Source organism: Bacillus bingmayongensis, from assembly GCF_000299035.1.
GTDB lineage: Bacteria > Bacillota > Bacilli > Bacillales > Bacillaceae_G > Bacillus_A > Bacillus_A bingmayongensis.
This window is the reverse complement of record NZ_JH921517.1, coordinates 1,050,917-1,072,328: the sequence shown is the minus strand read 5'-3', so window position 1 is coordinate 1,072,328 and position 21,412 is coordinate 1,050,917. Positions and strand designations below refer to the sequence as shown.

9 protein-coding genes are annotated in these 21,412 nt (G+C 35.7%); all 9 read right to left on the bottom strand.

All coding sequences use genetic code 11. The features are described 5' to 3' along the window. Window positions 1-40: 40 nt before the first annotated feature. From Y7E_RS0112530 to Y7E_RS0112490, 9 genes are read right to left on the bottom strand one after another with little or no spacing between them, the layout of a single operon-like run. Window positions 41-4,573 (bottom strand): type I polyketide synthase, encoded by a 4,533-nt coding sequence (locus Y7E_RS0112530; RefSeq protein ID WP_017151599.1) that lies wholly within the window; start codon window positions 4,571-4,573, stop codon window positions 41-43. Beyond that, on the bottom strand, window positions 4,566-7,226 hold the full coding sequence (locus Y7E_RS0112525) for a non-ribosomal peptide synthetase (RefSeq protein ID WP_017151598.1): 2,661 nt from the start codon (window positions 7,224-7,226) through the stop codon (window positions 4,566-4,568). Before Y7E_RS0112525 ends, Y7E_RS0112530 begins: the two co-directional genes overlap by 8 nt. Before the next feature lie 20 nt (window positions 7,227-7,246). Next, window positions 7,247-16,348: a hybrid non-ribosomal peptide synthetase/type I polyketide synthase gene (locus Y7E_RS0112520; protein WP_017151597.1), complete on the bottom strand. Its 9,102-nt coding sequence runs from the start codon at window positions 16,346-16,348 to the stop codon at window positions 7,247-7,249. A 19-nt stretch (window positions 16,349-16,367) separates the two neighbouring features. Further along, a complete protein-coding gene (locus Y7E_RS0112515; RefSeq protein ID WP_017151596.1) occupies window positions 16,368-17,510 on the bottom strand; it encodes an acyl-CoA dehydrogenase family protein in 1,143 nt (380 codons plus the stop codon). Next, the gene (locus Y7E_RS0112510) at window positions 17,497-17,766 is read right to left on the bottom strand and encodes an acyl carrier protein (RefSeq protein WP_017151595.1); all 270 of its coding nucleotides are present in this window, start codon (window positions 17,764-17,766) and stop codon (window positions 17,497-17,499) included. Before Y7E_RS0112510 ends, Y7E_RS0112515 begins: the two co-directional genes overlap by 14 nt. Before the next feature lie 27 nt (window positions 17,767-17,793). Continuing rightward, window positions 17,794-18,849 (bottom strand): HAD-IIIC family phosphatase, encoded by a 1,056-nt coding sequence (locus Y7E_RS0112505; protein WP_017151594.1) that lies wholly within the window; start codon window positions 18,847-18,849, stop codon window positions 17,794-17,796. Between the two features lie 14 nt (window positions 18,850-18,863). Continuing rightward, complete coding sequence (locus Y7E_RS0112500; RefSeq protein WP_017151593.1) at window positions 18,864-19,718, bottom strand: 3-hydroxyacyl-CoA dehydrogenase family protein; 855 nt, start codon at window positions 19,716-19,718, stop codon at window positions 18,864-18,866. Beyond that, window positions 19,709-20,425 carry a thioesterase II family protein gene (locus Y7E_RS0112495; RefSeq protein WP_017151592.1) on the bottom strand — a complete coding sequence of 239 codons (717 nt, stop codon included), beginning with the start codon at window positions 20,423-20,425 and terminating at the stop codon, window positions 19,709-19,711. The genes Y7E_RS0112500 and Y7E_RS0112495 overlap by 10 nt, the downstream gene beginning before the upstream one ends. Next, window positions 20,422-21,411, bottom strand: coding sequence for a hypothetical protein (locus Y7E_RS0112490; RefSeq protein WP_026049191.1), 990 nt, complete (start codon window positions 21,409-21,411; stop codon window positions 20,422-20,424). Before Y7E_RS0112490 ends, Y7E_RS0112495 begins: the two co-directional genes overlap by 4 nt. Window position 21,412 lies beyond the last annotated feature (1 nt).

Genomic DNA, 21,412 nt, shown 5'->3' with positions numbered 1-21,412 from the left:
GATTTCACTCTCCTATCTAAAATTAAAGTGTGGGTTACATTTATTTTCGTATTAAACGCTGTTTCCTACGGTTTTTCCCTTCGTTTATCGCTTGCTGTCTGTCAATTTTTTTTACATTTTCCTGTTCATTGTACCCATGCTGGGATTTTATAGCATTTGCTAAAGATGCTATTGATGGATGGCTGTACATCATGACAACAGGAACCTCCAACCCCAATTCAGATTTTATGATTCCACTCACTTGGAGTAAATCAAGTGAAGACGCCCCTAGTTCGAAGAAATTCTCATTTATATCAGTCTGTTGAGAATGGAAAAAATCTTTAAAAATGTTAGTCAACTTTTCTTCAAGACTACCTAAATCATTTTTAGTAACTGTTGCATCCTGCTGTTTCTCAACTGTTTGATACAATCTATTTTCTATTCTTGTATTTAAATCACTTAACGAGACAAGAACTTGCGGATAACCAAGCTGCAATACTTCTATGAATGCTTGTGCCCCTTCAGCAGGTTGCATTCCATTATTTTCACTTTCCCGTTCCTTAAGTGATCGAGATAATAAGCCAGCAGTTTCCCATTCAAATGACATTCCAACTTTATCCCAACGATCCCAATTCACCGTTATTACATTTTTTCCTTCTCTCATAGCAGCATGTGCATAGCTATCCAAAAAGGCATTAGCTGCTGCATAAGCTACCTGTCCACCAGCACCTAAAAATGAAACAAGGGAGGAACAAAGAAGAAAGAAATCTATTTTTTTATCTTTTAATATCTTTCGTAATAGCAATGTACCCTTTAATTTTGCTCTCAATATCTTTTTCTCATCTTCTATTGATCTTGTATGAATCATTTTCCCGTCAGCAATCCCAGCTGCATGAATGATACCGTTTATCTCACCACCAAATCGCTCTATTGTTCTAGCTATAGCCTTTTGAAGCATATCCTCTTCTGATATGTCAGCTTCTATAACGAGTAATTCTGCCCCAAGCTTTTCTAACTCCAACAGTTTCTTTATTTTTCTGGCTTGAATAGTTTCCCGAATTGATTCTTCATGCCATAGTTCTCTTTTAGGAACTGAAGTACGACTGATTAAAACAAGCCTTGCCTGAACATGCTTTGCCAAATAAGCTGCTAATGTTAAACCAATGCCTCCAAGTCCTCCGGTAATAATATAAACTCCTTTTTTCTTAAGCATGCTAGAAGTTGAGATATTATTAGATTTACTTACCTTTTTTGTCCCCCGTATCCAGCGACTTTTACCTCGATATGCAACAACTGCTTGTGAATCATCTTTTACTAATTCATATGAAATAAAACTAGGCCATTCCTCTGTGTCATACTCTTTCTCTTCAAGGCAAAGATCAATATTTTTACATTTAATATTTTTATATTCTTGTGGAATTGTTAAACAAACTCCTGCAATGGCAGCTTGATGAGGTTGCAGATGCTCTGTTCCTGTTACATCATGCCCTTTGTTCGTAATAACAGTGAGATTCACTTTTTTAGTGCTATCTGCTCCTATTAATCGCACAATATCTAAAATCGGAAGATAGCCTGACAAGGTCTTTTCTAAGTCCGCCATCTCATCTCCCTCTACTGGTTTCCACATACACACAACATCATCAGGTACAAAATCTTTCTCTTTCAACTTGCTCATGAGTAACTGTAAATGTGGAGTTTGATGATGATCTGCTTCGAATACATTTTTTCCTATTTCCAAAAAATTTTTACCCACTTTAACTGTTACGACTTCCGCACCTTGGTTCTTTAAATACTCACTTAGACGCTCTGTCTCTTCAAAAACAATTACCTTTTTCCCCTGATGACGTATTGATTTGATTGCCGGTTCTATCCGCTCCCAGACTGGAATATAAAACCATTCATCAAAAGGCGGTTGTTGCTTATCTATGGATATTATTTGCCCCTTTAGTCTTCCTTCCATATTTTCAGAGAACTCGTGAGGCTCAGGAAATCGTTGATGTTCAAAAGGATACGTCGGAAGTGACACACGCTTATATTGCTCACTTCCTTGGAATTCTCCCCAATTGATACTGACACCTAGTTTCCAAAGTTTCCCGATTCCATTTAGTAAATACGCATAGTCTTCTCCTATTTCCTTTGGATGCCTAATCAAATTTACTGCTGCGTGATTTTTTGAATAATTTTTATGTTTTCTGACAAATTGACACAGCGTGTTTCCCGGTCCAACTTCAACGAAGATGGCTTCTCCCATATTAAAAAGCGTTTGTAGTCCGGCATCAAACTCCACTTTACTTCTTATTTGCGATGCCCAGTATTCTGAATCCATTACTTCTTCATTTTCAATCCATGTACCAGTTACATTTGAAAGAAATGGTATAGAAGGTTCTCTAAAATGCATCCCTTTGAGCATTCTCGCAAAATGGATCGACGCTGTTTGCATCATGCTCGAATGAAATGCATGAGATGTTTTTAAATACTGAACCGTGATTCCTTTTTTTTCTAACCCTAATGCAAAAGTTTTCATTTTCTCTGTTGAACCTGAAACAACAGAGAGATCCGAGCTATTAACAGCTGACAGCTCAATCCCTTCTATTAGCTCTTTTTCTACATTTTTTGCCGACATTGCCACACTTACCATGTCACCTTCAGGCATCGTTTGCATCAAATTACCCCTCGTTATTACAATCTTAAGCGCATCCTCTAAGGTAAATACACCTGACAAGCAAGCTGCTGTCAGTTCTCCAAGGCTATGACCTATCATGTAATGAGGCTTAATACCACGACTTATTAATAAAGAAGCTAATGCATATTCAAAAGAAAATAGAATAATCTGCGTGTAAACTGTCTGATGGATCAATTTCTCAGCTGTTGCCGTGTCCTGAGCATTCTCTGGGTACAAAATCTTTTTGAAATGTACTCCTTCTATTTCTTCTACGATAGAAAAGCAACGTTCTATTTCCATTTTAAAAACAGGTTCTTTATCATATAAGTCTTTTCCCATGTTCACGTACTGAGAACCTTGTCCTGAAAACATAAAAATAACTGCAGGCTGCTGTAAGCAGCGATAAGGCTTTAATTCATGACCAGTCATACCATGTTGACCAATAGTAAATGTCTGACGATAAGGAAAGTGCTTACGTCCTACCTGTAATGTATAGGCCATATCCTTTAACGGTATATGCTGATTCTCTGCTATAAAATATTTTAAACGTTCCACTGATTTTTCAACTGTTTCTTCAGACCTTGCGGAAAGGACCATTAATTGATCCATTTTTGATTCCTTAAAATCTCTACTTTGAAGTGGTGGCTCTTCCATTACAACATGGACATTTGTTCCACCGATTCCAAAAGAGCTTACTCCAGCTCGGAAAACATTTTCCTTCGTCCACTTTTTCACAGTTGTATTCACATAAAAAGGGCTGTTCTCAAAATCAATTTTCGGATTCGGTTTTCGATAATGAAGACTTGGTATTAATGTTTTTTTATATAAAGTCAACGCTACTTTAATAAAACCAGCAATTCCAGCCGCTGAATCTAAATGACCAATATTAGTTTTTACAGATCCTATTCCGCAGTATTGGTACTTATTTGTATTAAAAGCTTGTTTTAAAGCTTCAATTTCTACTGGATCTCCTAGGGATGTACCCGTTCCATGCGCTTCAATATAAGAGATACTTTCAGGTTCTACTTTGCTGATTTTCAGCGCTTTTTTTATAACCTCCGCCTGACCGTCAATACTAGGGGCTGTATAACCAACTTTTCGACTACCATCATTGTTATAGGCAGAACCCTTAATAACCGCATAAATATGATCACGATCTTTTATTGCTTGTTTAAGTGTCTTTAATACAACCACACCACACCCTTCTCCACCGACGGTTCCCCTCGCTTCCGCATCAAACGCACGACAGTGGCCATCAGGAGACATGATCATTCCTTCTTGATACATATACCCTTTCTTATGAGGAGAATACACCGTAACCCCTCCTGCTAGTGCCATTTTACAGTCTCCTGTAAGTAAGGAACGAGAGGCAAGATGAACAGCTGTTAAAGAGGATGAACATGCCGTGTCAACTGCTACACTTGGTCCTGTTAAATTTAACTTGTATGAGATTTTCGTATTCATAAAATCCTTATCTGTTAATTGTATAGCTGAAAATTGTTCAGATGCGCTATTATTCCGTAATAGCATCGAAGATGCCTGCCAATATAAATTGGCTGATGCCGCTCCAAACAGTCCTATTGGTTGATCGTAAGATTCGGGATTATACCCCGCATCCTCCAGCGATTCCCAAGCTACTTCATGAAACATACGGATTTGTGGATCCATTACTTCTGCCTCTCGCTTAGAATATCCGAAAAACTCTGCATCAAAATGATTATAATTATCGACTGTTCCTTTTGCCCGCACATAGTTATCATTATTTAGTACTTCTTCTTTAACACCAGCTTTTAACAACTCTTCTTTAGAAAAAAAGGTGATAGATTCCGTACCACTTTTTAGATTTCTCCAAAATTCTTTAATATTGTTTGCACCCGGAAAACGGCACGCCATACCTATGACAGCAATTTCTAAACCTGTTGTCTTACTCATCATTACTCCCCCCTAACAATTGCGCGATATTTTCTAATTCAAAAGATTCATCCTCCTCATCTTCACTACTGTCCAGCAATTTTTGATTATCATGTGTATTGTTTAATAGAGCGGCAATTTCAGATACAGATGTAAACTGGAACAATTGTAAAACAGATATTTCTCTATGAAATTCTTTTAGTATCTTGTGTGACAATTCAACAATGTTAAATGAGTTGCCTCCAATATCAAAAAAATTGTCTTCAATACTAATTTGTGAAGCTGAGATATTTAAGATTTCGGAAAAAATAGAAATTAGTCTTTTTTCAGTTTCATTATGAGCCTTTATCACGGTTTCATTGAGTACCATCTGCTCCGCAGGATCAGGAAGTGCACGATAATCCAATTTACCTGATATATTCATTGGAAACTTATCAATTCGAATAAAGTGTCTTGGGATCATATAACTAGGCACTTTCGTGCTCAAAAATTCCCGCAGCTTTCTTTGATTCAGTGGCTTGTCTGATATGATATATGCACAAAGAAATTGATCTTGTGATTCTTTTTGCTGTGGAACCACAACCACTTCACGAACACATTGACCAAGTTCTCGAAAATTAAGCAAAGCTTGCTTTATTTCATCCAGTTCAACTCTAAAACCTCTGATCTTCACTTGATTATCATTTCTTCCCAAAAATTCTATTAAGCCGTCTGAACGCCATCTCGCTAAATCACCAGTACGATACACTTTTTTATCAGGAAGACTAGGAAGCCATGTGAACTTTCGATTGGTTAACTCAGGCTGATTTATATATCCCCTTGCGACACCATCACCAGAAATGCATAATTCTCCAAATATACCAATTGGTACAAGTTGATCAAACGAATCCACTATATATATTTGTTCATTCGGCATTGGACTTCCAATTGGAATCACATTTTCATTCCAATCTTCAGGAATTATAAATGCAGTAGATTGTACAGAGCATTCTGTTGGACCATAGTTATTTGTCATAATCGGTCTACTTTTCTTAAAAGTTTGTAAAAATCGGTTCACTAATTCTGATGTTAGAATTTCCCCTCCGACTAAAAGCAGTTTTAATTCTTGAACGCAATGGGAATCATTATCCGAAACTGCTTCAGTCATTAAACGTAAATGTGAAGGTGTTGCATCTGACACATGAATGTGGTTTTTTTCATAGAAAGACCATAATTGTTTTCCATCCACTCTAATATTGTCAGGTGCAATGTAAAGAGTATGACCTAAAAGCAGAGCTGGAAACATCGTTTGTACAGAAGCATCAAATATATGTGATGCCAGCATTCCGATATGAAGACTTTCTAATGATAATCTATTAAGATGACGGTTTTTTAGTCCATGTACTAAATTTATGACTTGACGATGTTCAACCATCACACCTTTTGGATTCCCTGTTGTACCGGATGTATATAAAACATAAGCCAAATCTGTGGGTACAGGTTTATCACTATGAACCGCCATATTTCCAATGAAATCAAACAAGTCATCAATTAGAATGATATCTCTATTTTCTATCGGTAATATTTCTGTAGAATTTGTCAAAATCACCTTTGTACAGCTGTTTTCAAGCATATAACATATTCTTTCAACAGGTAGGTGAACATCAATCGGTAAATATGGACAACCCGCTTTTAATATACCTAGTATCGCAATAATCATTTCGGCCGAACGATAAACCATAAGACCGATTGGTTCATTCTGATTTACATTCTTTTTTCTTAAAAACATAGCGATGCGCTCTGACAAATCATCAACCTCTCGATACGTATAGCGCACGTCCTCAAAAACAACCGCAAGATGATCAGGATTTTGTCTTACCTGCTCTTGAAATAATTCAACAATCGATTTGTCCTCAGGATAAGTTTGTATAATTTGGTTGAATACCTTCATTTGTTCCAACTCTTCATCAGAAAGTATTTTATATTCAGACACTTCTTTTTCTGGTGAATTTAAAGCTTGTTCTGCCAGCGTACAGAAATGGCTTGACAGCCTGCGTATTGTTTCTTGATCATAATGGCGAAGATTCCAGAAAATCCCCCCACTAAGGTGATCACCTTCTCCACGCTTGAATGAAATTAACAGATCGGTATTCATTTCTTTCAGTGTTGTTTCCTGGTGAAGGTTTTCTAACATTAGAGAAAAACCAAAATAATTTTGATTTTTCTTTTGTATCATCCACAGCTCATCTAAGAGACTTTTCACAGGGTAATTTTGATGAATGAATGCACCCTTCATTGCCTCCTTTACACGTTGAAGACATTCCCTGAAGTTCATTTTAGACTCAATTTCTACTTTTAATGGAAGTATGTTATTGATACCCGTTTGTGTATTTTTTTGCTTAATTATAGGAGCGGCAGTCAGTAATTCCGACTTACCGCTATAACGATGCATTAAAACTACAGTTACAGTCATTAAAATGGTAAACATGCGCAAATCCGATTCCCCTGCTGACTCTAAAATTTTCTTACTTAGATTAGATGGAATCGTAAATGTCAGACTGGCTGCTTCATCTCTTTGATTGAGGCGATGTGAAAGATAAGGAAATTGCACAGCTGGCTGAGCCTCAGATAAAATATCTGTCCAATACGTCCGTTCTCTCACCTTTTCAAGAGTTGCTACTTTTAATTCATCCACTTTTTACTCACCTCTTTATACTAGATTTTCAAGTCATCTAATTCGAGTAATGAGACTTCATCTAGTTCCTGTAAAGATGAAAGGCTCTCAATGTCCTCTAATTTGATATGTGTATCATTTATTATGGCCGCTAGAATTTCTTTCAAACTATTTACTAACCTTTCAATCGTTTCCTTCGTAAATAAGTCCGTATTATATTCAATGACAGCTGATAGCCCATCTTCCTCAGTTACAATCCATAATAAGTCAAACCGAGAAACTGCTGTTTCATATTTATAGTCATGAAGCTTAATTCCCTCTATCTCCAATTCAGGCTGGTTTAGGTTTTGAAGAGCAAACACGACATCAAATATAAGGTTTCTACTCATATCTCGTTTTAATTTTAAATCTCGAACCATATTTTCATATTGATAGTCTTGATGTTCAAAATCTTCGATCACCAGCTGCCTTACATGACGTAAAAGATCTATAAACGTCATTTCTTTTTTAGGATAGAACCGCAGAGGAAGCATATTGACAAAAATGCCTATAATCTTCTGAAGCTCCTCTTGTTTTCTTCCTGCAACAGGAACACCAACTACAATATCTGATTGACCAGTAAGCTTATGAAGCAATATTTGATAAATCGTCAAGATCCCCATAAACAGCGTTGCATCTTCCTTTGCGATTATTCGCTTAAATGCCGTTAATTCTTCCTTACTAATCCGAAATTGATAATGGGCTCCTGTAAAGCTTTTTACTTCCGGTCTTTTATAATCAGTAGGAAGCTGCAAAACAGGTGCACCTTCAAGCCTTTTTATCCAGTATTCACCTAGCTTGTTAAGTTCATTTGATGCAAGCATCTGATTTTGCCACTCAGAGAAGTCTTTGTACTGAAGCTCTAAAGAAGTTAATTCCTTTCCATCATACAAATCCATAAACTCACTAATTAAAATATCCTGCGATAACCCGTCAGAGATAATGTGGTGCATGTCAAGCATCAACACATACTCATTTTCAGTAACCTTCATTACGCCCGTTCGCATCAACGGTGCTTGTTCCAATTCAAAAGGCTTTAAAAATTGATTAATAACTTCCTTTTGACTTTGTTCAGACTTTAATTGATCGTTTATATCTGATAAATCAAAGAATTCAACATGAAACTCAACATTATCCTCAATTTTTTGAACAGGTACACCATCTATTACGACAAATGAAGTTCTTAAACTTTCATGCCGCTTGATTAATTTCATAAATGTACGCTCTAATTTTTCCATGTTCAGTTTTCCCACTATTCTTCCAGCAGTAAATTCATTATAACCAGTGCTCGTTTTATCAAATTGCTGTACAAGATAGAGTCGCTTCTGAGCTGAAGAAAGTGGATAAAAATCCTTTTGCGGCGCTTTTTCAATAATTTGATATGTCTTTTTCTCTGCTCCGCTCAAGTATTGAGCCATTTCCCTAATTGTTGGTATTTTAAAGAATTCTGGTAATGGTATTACAACACTGAATGCTTTATGGATAATGGATATAAAATTAATTGCTTTTAATGAGTCACCACCCATCTCAAAGAAATCGTCATCAATACCAATTTGACTGATTTTAAAGAAATTCTGCCAGTAAATACTCAACTCTTTTTCTAAAACAGTAACTGGTTCCATATATTCAGTAGATATCTCCGGACGATCATATAAAGGAAGCTTTTCTTTTGTATCCTTTTCCCCTGATAACTGTAAACGATCCACATATTTATCAATACGTTCCTGTAAATTGGTTGCTGAAACAATAATTTGATCGAAATGTCCTAATCTTAAAATTATTTCAAATACATTTCTTCCTTCATTTGCACGAATCAACGTCTCTTGTAAATTTTTCGCGATTGGTATATCAGGATTTTTTCCATCTTCAAATTCCCATCCGTCAAAATTCAATGAAGTCCATGGCACAGGATGATTTAAGTTGTGTTGATACACAAAAGTATCTATGAATTGATTGACAGCCGTATAAGCAGTGAAACCAAGCCCACCTAAAATGGGTGACAAAGACGAAAGCAATATACAAAAATCAAGCGGACGATCTCTTAAAACTTTTTCTAACAAAAGAACACCGTTCATTTTAGCTTGGAGATGTGCTTCGGAAAATGCCTTGTCTGTTTGTTCTATCATTCTAAATGATTGTTCCCCAGTTACCCCTGCAGCATATATAACACCATTTACCATTCCAAATGTACGTTCCGCCAACTGAACCACTTCATTTATATCCTCTTCTTTGCCGACATCTAATGCAGCAATTATGACTTGTGCTCCAGCTTCTTCAATCGCCTTCACTTTCATTATTTTTTTAACAATAGGGTCATCTTGAGAGTGCGACTCAATTAATAACTGCCATTCTTTCCTTGGAGGAAGTCCTGATCTACTTGTCAGAATAAGTTTTCCTTGGGTCTTTTCCGCCAATGTTTGTGCCAAATTCAAACCAATAAAGCCCAATCCACCTATCAATATATACACACCGTTCTGTTTTAAATGCCCTATATTACCTTTCATAGATTGTGAAGGGAGAGCTGTTTGAACGTAATCTCTAATGTACCGTTTATTATCTCTATAAACTGTTAATATACTTCCCTTGTCTCTCAAAAATTCTTCTTGTAATAGCTTCAGCAACTTCTCTTCCTTCCACGTTCCTATCTGCTGTTTATCAATATCTATAATTCTATAATGAAGAAGCGGTGATTCCTGCGAAATTACCATACTCGGCCCTAGATGAAGCGCTTTTTCCGGATATAGAACCGTTTCTCCTCCGATATAGTAAGCAAGTGAGGATAAGACAGTGATATGAACCTCTTGATCTATTACTCTCTTTTTTAAAACTTGTCCTAAGTAAAGTAGTGAATAAAAACATTCACTTTGCATTTGCTTAGTCCACTCAGGCGTTTCAACCTTAGTATCCCTTTCAGCTAGCCCCCACAAGTGTATTACACGAGAAATATGGTTATCATCTTTTATTAAAGAATCAAACAATTGTTGATAATCATCAGCTGAATCCGGACGAATGGTATACAAGTTATTTTCATGTTTATTAAAATGACTCCCCTTTTGCACAATAATGCAATGATCTTGAACCTTTGTGACTTCAGTTATCAGCTGTTGTGCAAAGGCCGTTTCTTCCATAAAAATTAGTACGCATTCATTATTACCTTGGCCTTGTGAGGAAAATGGTAAAATTTCTTTTTTCCACTGAGGCATATAGAACCAATCCCTCAATGGCTTCTTCACACCTTCTGATGAAATTACAGGTGGTACCGGACTTTTATTTGTTTCATACCAAAAAGATTCTTTTTCAAACGGATAAGTCGGCAATGAAATTTTTCCTGGGTTTCTATTTAAATGGAAACTGATCCAATCTATTTTAGTACCGTGCATCCAAAGCATTCCAATTTTCCCGAGTAAAAATTGAACATCCGACATAGATTGCTTCGCATGCCTTAGCATATTACATGCTTGTTGATTTTTCTCTATCTTTAAAGACCTCTTCACCAAAACACTTAAATCTTGTCCAGGGCCAATCTCGATAAATATAATATCTTCATAATTTGACAATTTCTGAATACCTTCTGCGAACCGAACAGGCTCAGTCATATGCTTCATCCAGTATTCACAGTTTACGGCATCTTTATCAGTCATCCAATCACCTGTTAAATTAGAGAAGAACGGAATTTTAGGCTTCTGATATGACATATGTTTTGCTTGTTCTCCGAAGACTTTAGCCGCATGAGCCATTACATGAGAATGTGCTGCAATAGAACCCTTTAGGCGCATGCACAGTAATTTCTTCTGTTTTAACTGTTCTTCAAAGGCGAAAATTTCTTCCTCCAAACCAGATACAATACAGGAGGAATCGTTTACTACAGCTAATGATATTTGTTCAGGAAGCAAGGCTTGAATTTCTTTTTCCGGAAGCGGGACACTTAGCATAGCTCCCTTTGGTGCTTCTTGCATGGATTGTCCTCTTAGGCAGATCAGTTTCATAGCATCACATAATGTAAAAACTCCTGATAATGTTGCAGCCGTTAACTCTCCAAAACTGTACCCAATCATGGTCCAAGGACGCATTCCCCAATTCATTAACAGAACTGCTAGTGCATATTCAATTGAAAAGATCGCCGGTTGGGCATATTTTGTTTCTAAAATCTTTTTGAATGCTGTTTCTTCATGCTGTTTATCAGGATATAAAATCATTTCTAATCTTTCACCTGTGATATTGTAAAACTCCTGAAAACAAGCATCCATCGTTTTTTTAAATAGAGGTTCCTCCCGGTAAAGATTAAGCCCCATATTCACGTACTGACTACCTTGGCCTGAAAACATGAACACCAACTTTTTTTCCTTATTTTGCTGAGTATGAGTAATCGAACCAATACCTCGCTCTTGACTTTGTGTAAGCAAACGGACAGCCTCTTCCCTATCCTTTGCAACAAATATTTGTTTATAGTCAAAATGCTTTCTTCCAGTTTGTAAAGTATATGAAGCATCTGTGATATTCAAATTCTCATTACTTTCAATATGATGTAATAAATCTTTTTTCATCTTTTCAAGACCAGTCCTCGTTTTAGCTGATAAAGGAAACAGCTGGTAAGATCTTGGATTTTCTTTTCTTTTACACGATGGTGCTTCCTCCAAAATCACATGAGCATTTGTCCCCCCCATTCCAAATGAGCTGATACCAGCTCGACGTGGCGTACTGTTTTTTTCCCATGGCGTAAGTTGATCATTGACAAAGAACGGACTGTTTTCAAAGTCGATATTAGGATTTGCCTGTTTAAAATGAAGACTTGGAACGTAATGCTTATTTTTTAATGAAAGAACTGTTTTGATTAAACCAGCTATTCCTGCTGCCGCATCAAGATGACCAATATTGGTTTTAACAGAGCCAATTCTGCAAAATCTTCGTTTATTTGTTTGAAAAGCTTTGGTCAATGCATCTATCTCAATCGGATCTCCTAGAGCAGTACCTGTACCATGTGTCTCTACATAGTTAATTGTTTCTGGATTAATGTTAGCCATAGTAATCGCCTCTTGTATGACCTGCATCTGTCCTTGGACACTTGGTGCATTGTAGCCGATTTTTTGATCTCCATCATTATTAATAGCCGAACCTTTTACCACTGCATGTATTTGATCCCCGTCTGCTAATGCCTGGCTAAGCGATTTTAATACCACAAAGCCTACCCCATCTCCCCCAACCGTTCCATTTGCGGCTTGGTCAAATGCGCGGCAATGTCCATCTGGAGATTTCACCATATTTTCCTGATAAATATATCCTGATGTGACAGGATGAAGAATTGAGACCCCACCTGCAAGTGCTACATCCGATTCACCATTTAAGATAGATTGACATGCCAAATGCAGCGCCACTAAAGAAGTTGAGCAAGCTGTCTGTAGCGTTATAGCTGGACCTTTTAAATTCAACTTATGAGCAATACGCGTACTAACAGTATAAGTATCATTTAAAGAACCTATTTCAAAAAGCTCAGACATACTCCCATCCAAAGATTTAGCAAAACGCTGAATCCACTGAAAATTAGATGATGAGCCAGTAAACAATCCAATTTTCCCATGGTACTCAGTAGAAACACAACCTGCATCCTCTAACGCTTTCCATGCATACTCATGAAGCAAACGAATTTGAGGATCCATCATCTCAACTTGTACTGGTGAATATCCGAAAAAAGGAGCATCAAATAAATCAGGACCTTCTATAATTCCTTTTGCTTTTACATAATCAGGTCTATCTAATGTTTGTTTATCAATACCCGCTTCCAATAATTCCTCATCTGTAAAGAAGGAAATAGATTCTACTCCCCCTCGAAGATTCTCCCAAAACTCATCTAAGTTTTTTGCTCCTGGGAAACGGCCTGCCATACCAATAATTGCGATGTGTTCATTCGCTTTTCTGACATGTATTGGTTTATCTGTAGTATCTTTTTTCTCGCTTGGTTCTTGTTCTACTCCCAATAAGTAATCAGCAAGCGTAAAAATCGTCGGCCTGCGAAACATTTCGACCATCGGAATATCTTTCCCCATCTTTTTTGATAATTGCTGATTAACTTGAATGAGATTCAAAGAATTTCCACCAATTTCAAAAAACTTATCATGAACACCAATATTAGCCACACCAAGCACATTGTGCCAAATCTCTTGAATAATTTTTGTTGTATCAGAATTAGGTTCAGCCTCATCTTCTTTTCGTACAGTCTTATTGATGGCTGGTAAAGCCTTTTTATCCAGTTTTCCATTTGCCGTAAGAGGCATTGTATCTACTGCTATAAAATGTGACGGGACCATATATTCCGGTAAATAACGACTTAAATAATCACGTAATTCTTTTTGCTTCACTGATTGACTTGATGTAAAATAAGCAACAAGACAAGGAGTTTCTGATGGATCTATTTTCACAGCAACTGCTGCTGATTTGATCTTCTCATATGTATTGAGCCAATGTTCAATCTCACCGATTTCAATACGATAGCCTCTCAACTTAATTTGCTCATCTTTTCTTCCCAAAAATCGAATATTTCCATCAGGTATAAAACAAGCAGCATCTCCAGTTTTATACAGCCTTTCACCTGGCTTGAACGGATTTTCAACGAATCGCTCTTTTGTTAATTCATCTCTTCCTAAATATCCCCTAGCTACACCTTTTCCCCCAATATATAATTCACCTATCATACCTTGAGGCAATAAATTCATATGACGATCCAGTATATAAATGTCTGTTTGGGTAGCTGGAAGTCCAATTGGTACATCCACATTATGATCTTTAGTCGAAGAATAGAGATAACTCGTACACCCAACTACTGTTTCAGTTGGTCCGTATTCATTGAAAATCTCAACCTGATGGTCAAAGTTTTTTTCAATCTTCTTAGCCAATGATGTTTCTAATTGTTCACCACCTAAAATGAAACACTTCATCGCACTGTTTGGAAACTGTAAATCCTTAATAAAATACAAATGAGATGGTGTTAATTTCATAACATGAGCACGATTGTCTCTCAAAATATGTTCGACAAGCAACTGGCGGTTATTATGATGATAAATAATAATCGTATTCCCCGTGACAAGTGGCGTGAAAATAGATGTTATTGTTAAATCAAATGCAAGAGAAGTGTATAATGCAAAATCTCTTTTTTCTCCTCGAACATATTTCTTTGCTGCCCAATCAATATAATTTTCAAGACCTAAATGCTTAACTAATACTCCTTTCGGTCTACCTGTCGTACCTGAAGTATAGATACAGTATGCAATATTTTGAGAACCGTAATTTTTAGCTGGATTTTCATCATTTCCTTGATATAACTCTCGATTTTTAATATCAAATTTCATACCATTGTATGAATATGTAACATTATTCATTTCCTGGGTTAAAAGAATCTTTACTCCACTATCATTTAATAAATATTCAATTCTTTCTCTTGGATAATCTGGATCAATCGGAACATAGGCAGCACCTGTTTTTAAAATAGCTAGGCAAGCAATGACCATTTCAATAGAATGTTCCGTCATAATACCTATTCTTTGTTCTGGCAAGACACCTTTTCTCTTTAAAAAATAAGCAAATTGATTAACCTTTTTGTTTAGTTCCTCATACGTCAATTGTTCTGAACCAAATTCAATTGCCTTGGCTTTTGGGGTTTTTTTCACTTGCTCTTCAAACATATCAATAACAGTTCGCTCTTCATAACCTGTGAGACCATCATATTTACAAATCTGATTGAGTTGATATTCTTTTTCTGTCTCTGTCAGCATTTGGAGCTGTGGAACTGAATACTCTGGATGCCTTAATACATTAGACAATAAGCGAGTAAAGTGTTCACTTATCATTTTCATTTGATTACTTGTAAACACAGCAGGATTATAGATATACGAGAGATGGATATTTTCATTAAATGCCTGCACACTTAAAGTTAAATCCAATTCTGTCTGCTCAAACATTTCAAAATGATAAATTGAAAGTGGATGATCACTACTTTTCAGTACTTGATCAATCGGATAATTTTCAATGACGACATTTGATTCAAATAATTGCTGCTCAGCTGTAACTCCTGCGTATACTTTCAAATCAGATAGAGGTGTGTGTTCATACTCGTTTCTTGTTTTTGTTTGCTTATTTACGGTTTGTATAAAATCCAATACTGTGGATCGCGCATGAGCGTGCATACGTAATGGTAATGTATTAATAAACAACCCCGTCATTTTTTCAATACCCTGCAATTCAATATTTCTCCCCGAAACGGTTGTACCAAAAACAACATCTTCTTGATCTGAATACCTCATAAGAAGAAATCCCCATACACTATAAACAACCGAAGCTAATGTCACTTGATTTTCAGACGCAAATTCTCGAAGAGCCTTTACCTGTGATGCTGATAATTGCATTTCATGTTTAGAAAACCGTCCGCTTTTTTGAACAGACCCTTCTGTTTTAGACATCAACCTTACAGGTTCCCATCCTTTAAATAATTTCTTCCAATACTCTTCTTGTTTACCTTTTTTTCGTACCTGATCTTGTTGCCACTTGACAAAAGCTTGATAAGAAGGTTTTGTCAAAAACTTTACTTCCTGTCCTTCAGTGAGGTTTTTATATGCTTCCATCCATTCACTTAGTACAATTCCCATGCTCCAACCATCCATTAAAATATGATGAAAGCTGACTATAATCCAACTATTCTCTTCACTTATTTTACAAATGGTAATACGAAAAGGTACGTCTTGAAGATTAAATCGTTCTTTTCTATCTTGGGATAATACTTCTTCCTTCAGCTGTTTTACATCAATTTCGTTTCGATTAGATAAGTCAACATATCGAATATCCACCGTGTTTTCTTTCAAAATAATTTGTACAGGCTTCATTACTTCTTTCCATCTAAATAGAGTTCTCAACATTTCGTTATTCTCAACAGTCAGTTTCCAGGCCTCTTTAAAATAACTTTGATCTATCTGCCCTTTAATTTGTAAAAACATTTGTTCAAAATATGCATCACCGTCTGGCTCCATCAAATGATGAAAAAGTAAACCTTCTTGTATTGTTGTTAAGCCAAGCATATTCTCTATATTTGTTCGATTTAATTTTTCCACTTTATCACTCACAAGATCATCTCCGTTCTGCCTATATATGCTTGACGAAATATTTTCTTAGTCCATAATTTGCAATGATCTGTTGCTGAATTTGAGAAGTTCCCTCAATGATTTCTAGAACCTTTGCTTCTCTATACAGTCTCTCTGCGGAACATTCCTTACTAATACCAATCCCTCCATGAATTTGTATATTTTCATTTGTAATATCTACTGCTATTTTTGACGTGAAATATTTAGCTATAGATGTTTCTATTATTGCATCTGGATCTTGAGACATTCTCATTTGTCCAGCTTTCAAACATAATGCACGTGCACCGTGAAGCCGCGTTACAGCGTCGCCAATCATCCCTTTAATTAACTGATGCTTGTATAATTTCTCTCCGAACTGAGTTCTTTTTCTTGAGTAAGTAACCATAGTATCAACAGCCTCTTGTGCTATAGCAAGACCCGCCCATGCCACACTATATCTCCCATGATCCAAAGCTAAAGAAACAATGTGATTAAATCCTCCCCCCAATGGGCCGAGTATTTGTTGCTCCGACACTCTTACTTGATTAAAATTAATTTCTGCAAGATATGAAGCACGATTCGCCATCATACCAGAAATCCGTTTTACATCTACCCCACTCTGATATCTATCAACAAGAAAAGCAGTAACCTCTTTGCCATTCCTTGCAATTACAATAAAAAAATCAGCAATTGCTCCAAAAGAAATCCATTTCTTAACTCCATTTATGATGTATTCATTTCCTTGACTATAATAAGTAGTTTCGACATTAGTAGCATCTGAGCCAATATTCGGCTCAGATAATGCAAACGCTCCTATTTTCATTCCCCTTGCTACTGGAACCAGCCATTCTTTTTTCTGCTGTTCTGTTCCGTATCTTAACAAAGATTCACTAACTAATGAATTCACAGTAGTCAATGTCCGAATGTTACAACACGCTTTACCAATTTGTTCAGTAAACAAACCATATTCAATAGGATTAAGCCCAAGTCCGTTGTAAGTTTCCGGAATATTCGCTGCAAAATAACCTCTTCTTCCCATATCATTTAATAGTTCCCTAGGTACAGTTTCCTTCTCATCAAAATCCCCTGCAAAAGGTCTAATCTTCTCTGCACAATACTGACGAATTTCTTCAATAATATCCGTTTTCTTTTCAGCTATTTTCATGAACGTTCGCTCCTGTCTGTTTTTTTTCTATAAGCGCAACAATTCGATTGACTGTACTAAAATTCGCAATATTTAAATCCTGATTATCTAACTCAAATCCGAAATCCTGTTCTAAATAGTTTACAAGCTTCATTGCAAACAGGGAATTGACGAATCCCATCTCAAAAATATGACTATCATTTGATAAATTTATTTCCTCATCAAAAACAACTAGATTTTTCTCAATATATTCTCTCACTCTTTCATGAAGATTCATTAGTCATTCTCCTCGCTTTTATTAATTTCATTTCCCTGCAGATATTTTCATTCCAAAATCTGATACGACTTCAACATATGGTGGATATGCTTGAAGTTGGTTTAGATCATTTTCAAATAAAATATAGCCTTCGGCATCTGATGATACTTCTCTAAAGTTAGCAAACTTGTATGTGATATACATTACTCTATTACGATCTGTTTGTTTAAAATCAGCAAATACTTTTTTCCCTTGCTTTTTCGCTTCATTTAAAATGGCTGTTAATAAGATTGTTCCGACCCCTCTTGACATGACACGGCATGACATTAGCAGCAGTTTAATATGCCATGCATTATTTTTTTCTTCTATTAAAGAGAGACCAATTTTTCCATATGAACCATACTTGTCATCCAACTCACAAATGAGTAAAATATGTGAGTCTGATACTCTGAAATGATTTAATTCCTTATAATCATACGTATAACCACTTGTATTTAATTGATTTGTGCGAACTGTCAATTCTTCAGCTCGACGTAAATCATTTTCTTCAGCATGCATAATGCTAAATTTCAAATTGAGTCCAGCCAGAAATTGCTCAGAAGGTCCTTCAAAGCTATCTTCATCCTTCTTTCTACAATCATCCTCAAGATACATTTCCCTTCTTCTTTTAGCATCTTCCGTAATAAAATCAGGTTTTAATCTTATATCTTCTATTAGATCTTTATAATTTTTTGCATCCCAACATGTTATAGTTGGATGCACACTTTGAACTTCTTCTCTTTCAAACACTTGGTCATCAATAAAGAGAAGAGTATCCTTATTAATGTTTAAATTCTTGCTAATTTTGTCTATTGAAGTAGATTTAGCATTCCAATTGATTTCAGGATATAAAAAGAAGTGATCTATACCAAATTCTTTCAGTTTATTTAAAACAGTCTGTTTATCATTTCTACTTGCTATTGAATGTAAAATTCCTCTTTCATCAAGCTGAGTTAATATTTCTTTCATTGATTCTTTTAATTTCACCTCATCAGACTCAAGTAAGATACCTTCCCATAATGTATTATCTAAATCCCATACAACGCACTTCACTTTTTTATTCATAGCATTTTCTCCTTTCACTCATAACTAAAGAATCCTTTTCCTGACTTTTTCCCAAGCTGACCTGCATCAACCATTTTTACTAATAGCGGACACGGACGGAATTTAGGGTCTTTATAGCTTTCGTATAATACAAGAAGTGAGTTCAATATAGTATCAAGACCAATTAAATCAGCTGTTGCAAGGGGTCCCATTTTATGCCCAAATCCATCTCGAAAGATTTTATCGACATTATACGGTGTTCCTACTTGATCTTGAACCGTCCAGATACTTTCATTAATAGTCAACATCAATACACGATTTGAAACAAATCCAGGAAAATCATTTACAACAACTGGATTTTTACCAAACGATTTTAGAAAGTGTTTGGTAGTTTCAACCGTATCATCAGATGTTTCATGGCCTTTAATTACCTCAACGAGTTCTTTTAAAGGAACAGGATTCATAAAATGAGCGCCGATTACCTTATTTGGATAATGCATAAGTGCTCCGACCTTTGTAATAGAAATGCAACTTGTATTTACAAAATATATTGTATTTTCATGACAAATATCTCTTAATTTTTCATAGATTTTTTGTTTCACCGACCAATCTTCCGTTACATTTTCAATAATAATTTCTGCTCTTGCAAAATCGTTAATATTTGTACTAAAATGAATATTTTCAAGTACCTCTTCAAGAGAGGGCTTAACTACTCTTTTTCTTACTAGCTGCACTAATTTGAACGTTTTCCTGATATTTTCTTCTGCATCTTGAAGTTTTTCTTCATTTATGTCAGTTAATATAACCTTATAACCATTCATTGATAAATCTAGAGCCATATCGGCACCCATAACTCCGGCCCCAACAACACCTACATATTTCATCTCCATTTTCCTACCACTCCTGTTCGATTTAAAATATTATTAATATATGAAACTACTTCTTCAGGCAACTGATTGATAAAAAAATGATCCCCGTTAAATTCATAAAAACGACAGTGACTTTTTGTATATTGACCCCATTCATCTAAATCAAAAAGCACGGACGGCAAATCATGTTTTCCATAAAAAATAGAAATATCGCACTGCACAGAATGAACAGCTTGACACTTATATGTTTCTAGCAATTGAAAATCTGCTCTTAATACAGGTATAAAGAAGTCGAGAATTTGATGATTCCTCCTATATTCTTCAGGTACTCCCCCCATATTAATAATGGCTTCCTTGAGCTCGTTATCTGGCAATTGATGAAAAACTTTTTTCTCGGCGATATGTGGGGGAAAACGCCCTGAAAAAAATACATGCACAGGCTCTTTTTTCTTTTCATCTTTTATTTTTCTTTGTAATTCATATGCTAGAAGTGAACCCATACTATGTCCAAAAATCGCAAATTCCTCATCATAACTTAGATGCGGCTGAACCTGTAAGTAAAGATCTTCAACTACTGTCAGTACGTCATGGAGCAACGGCTCCGCCATCCTTGTTCCATGTCCCGGTAATTCTAGCGCTACTAGTTCAAGCGACTTATCTAAAAATCTTTTCCACGAACTAAAGATTGTGCTTGAACTTCCTGCATATGGTAGGCAGAATAATTTCATAACAAAGTACGCTCCTTTTCACAAGCATCCACTAACCACTCTAAATACTCTTTTTCCATTTGAATAATTCTTTCTAAAGGCTCCCCTATACGTGTCGCATAATCTAATATATGACTTTCTGAAAAAAACATTTTTGCAGCCTGATACCGAGCTTTTTCCCATTCTTGTATCGTTTCATTAAATAATTCAATAATGTTCTTATCCATAGATGGAAGATATGACAAACGATACTGCTCAATTTTTTTTGTATTCATTATTTGATTAAATGATTGAAGTAACTTTTCGGAATTCGTGATTGTATGTAACCGATTGATAAAGAGCTTAAAACTTTCTAAACCATTAAACATTATCTTTATGTTTTTAGTCATATTTTGAAGAAAATAAACTTCTCGGTCTTGAAACATAAGTGCATTATCTTTTTTTTGTTTTGAATCATGATAAAAAGCTGCATAAGAGTGAAATGTATGATGAGGGTTAAAATTGTCATGAAATCCATAGTATCCCTTTTTTACATCTTGAAAAGAAATCTGACGAATTTCATATGACAAATTATCATAATAACGGTTTTCTAAAATAGTAAACTTTTGTTCATTTTCTTGGATGCCAAAAATTAATACACAGTTGCGCTCATGCTTAGATAAGTATTCCGATCTGTAGGGCTGCGCATACATATCCATCCATATAATGATTGGTCTTTCTTGAAGCAGATCTTTTTTTAAACTCAAAATGAGATCATCATTTTTAAATTGTTTATCTGTAAAAATCCCTTGCAGATTCATTAGCTTTTCAGGATTATGTACAGACATACTTTCCATTTTTAAGTAACCATCTTTGTCTGTAACATATGAATAACTGTCATTCAGGAGGTATGGATAAAGCTCTTCATGAAACGAGCGCACTACTGAAAAATAACAATTAAAAAAACAGCTTCGGTAAAATACGTCATTATATGGCTGAATATGACGGATCTGCTTGTCAACACTCATA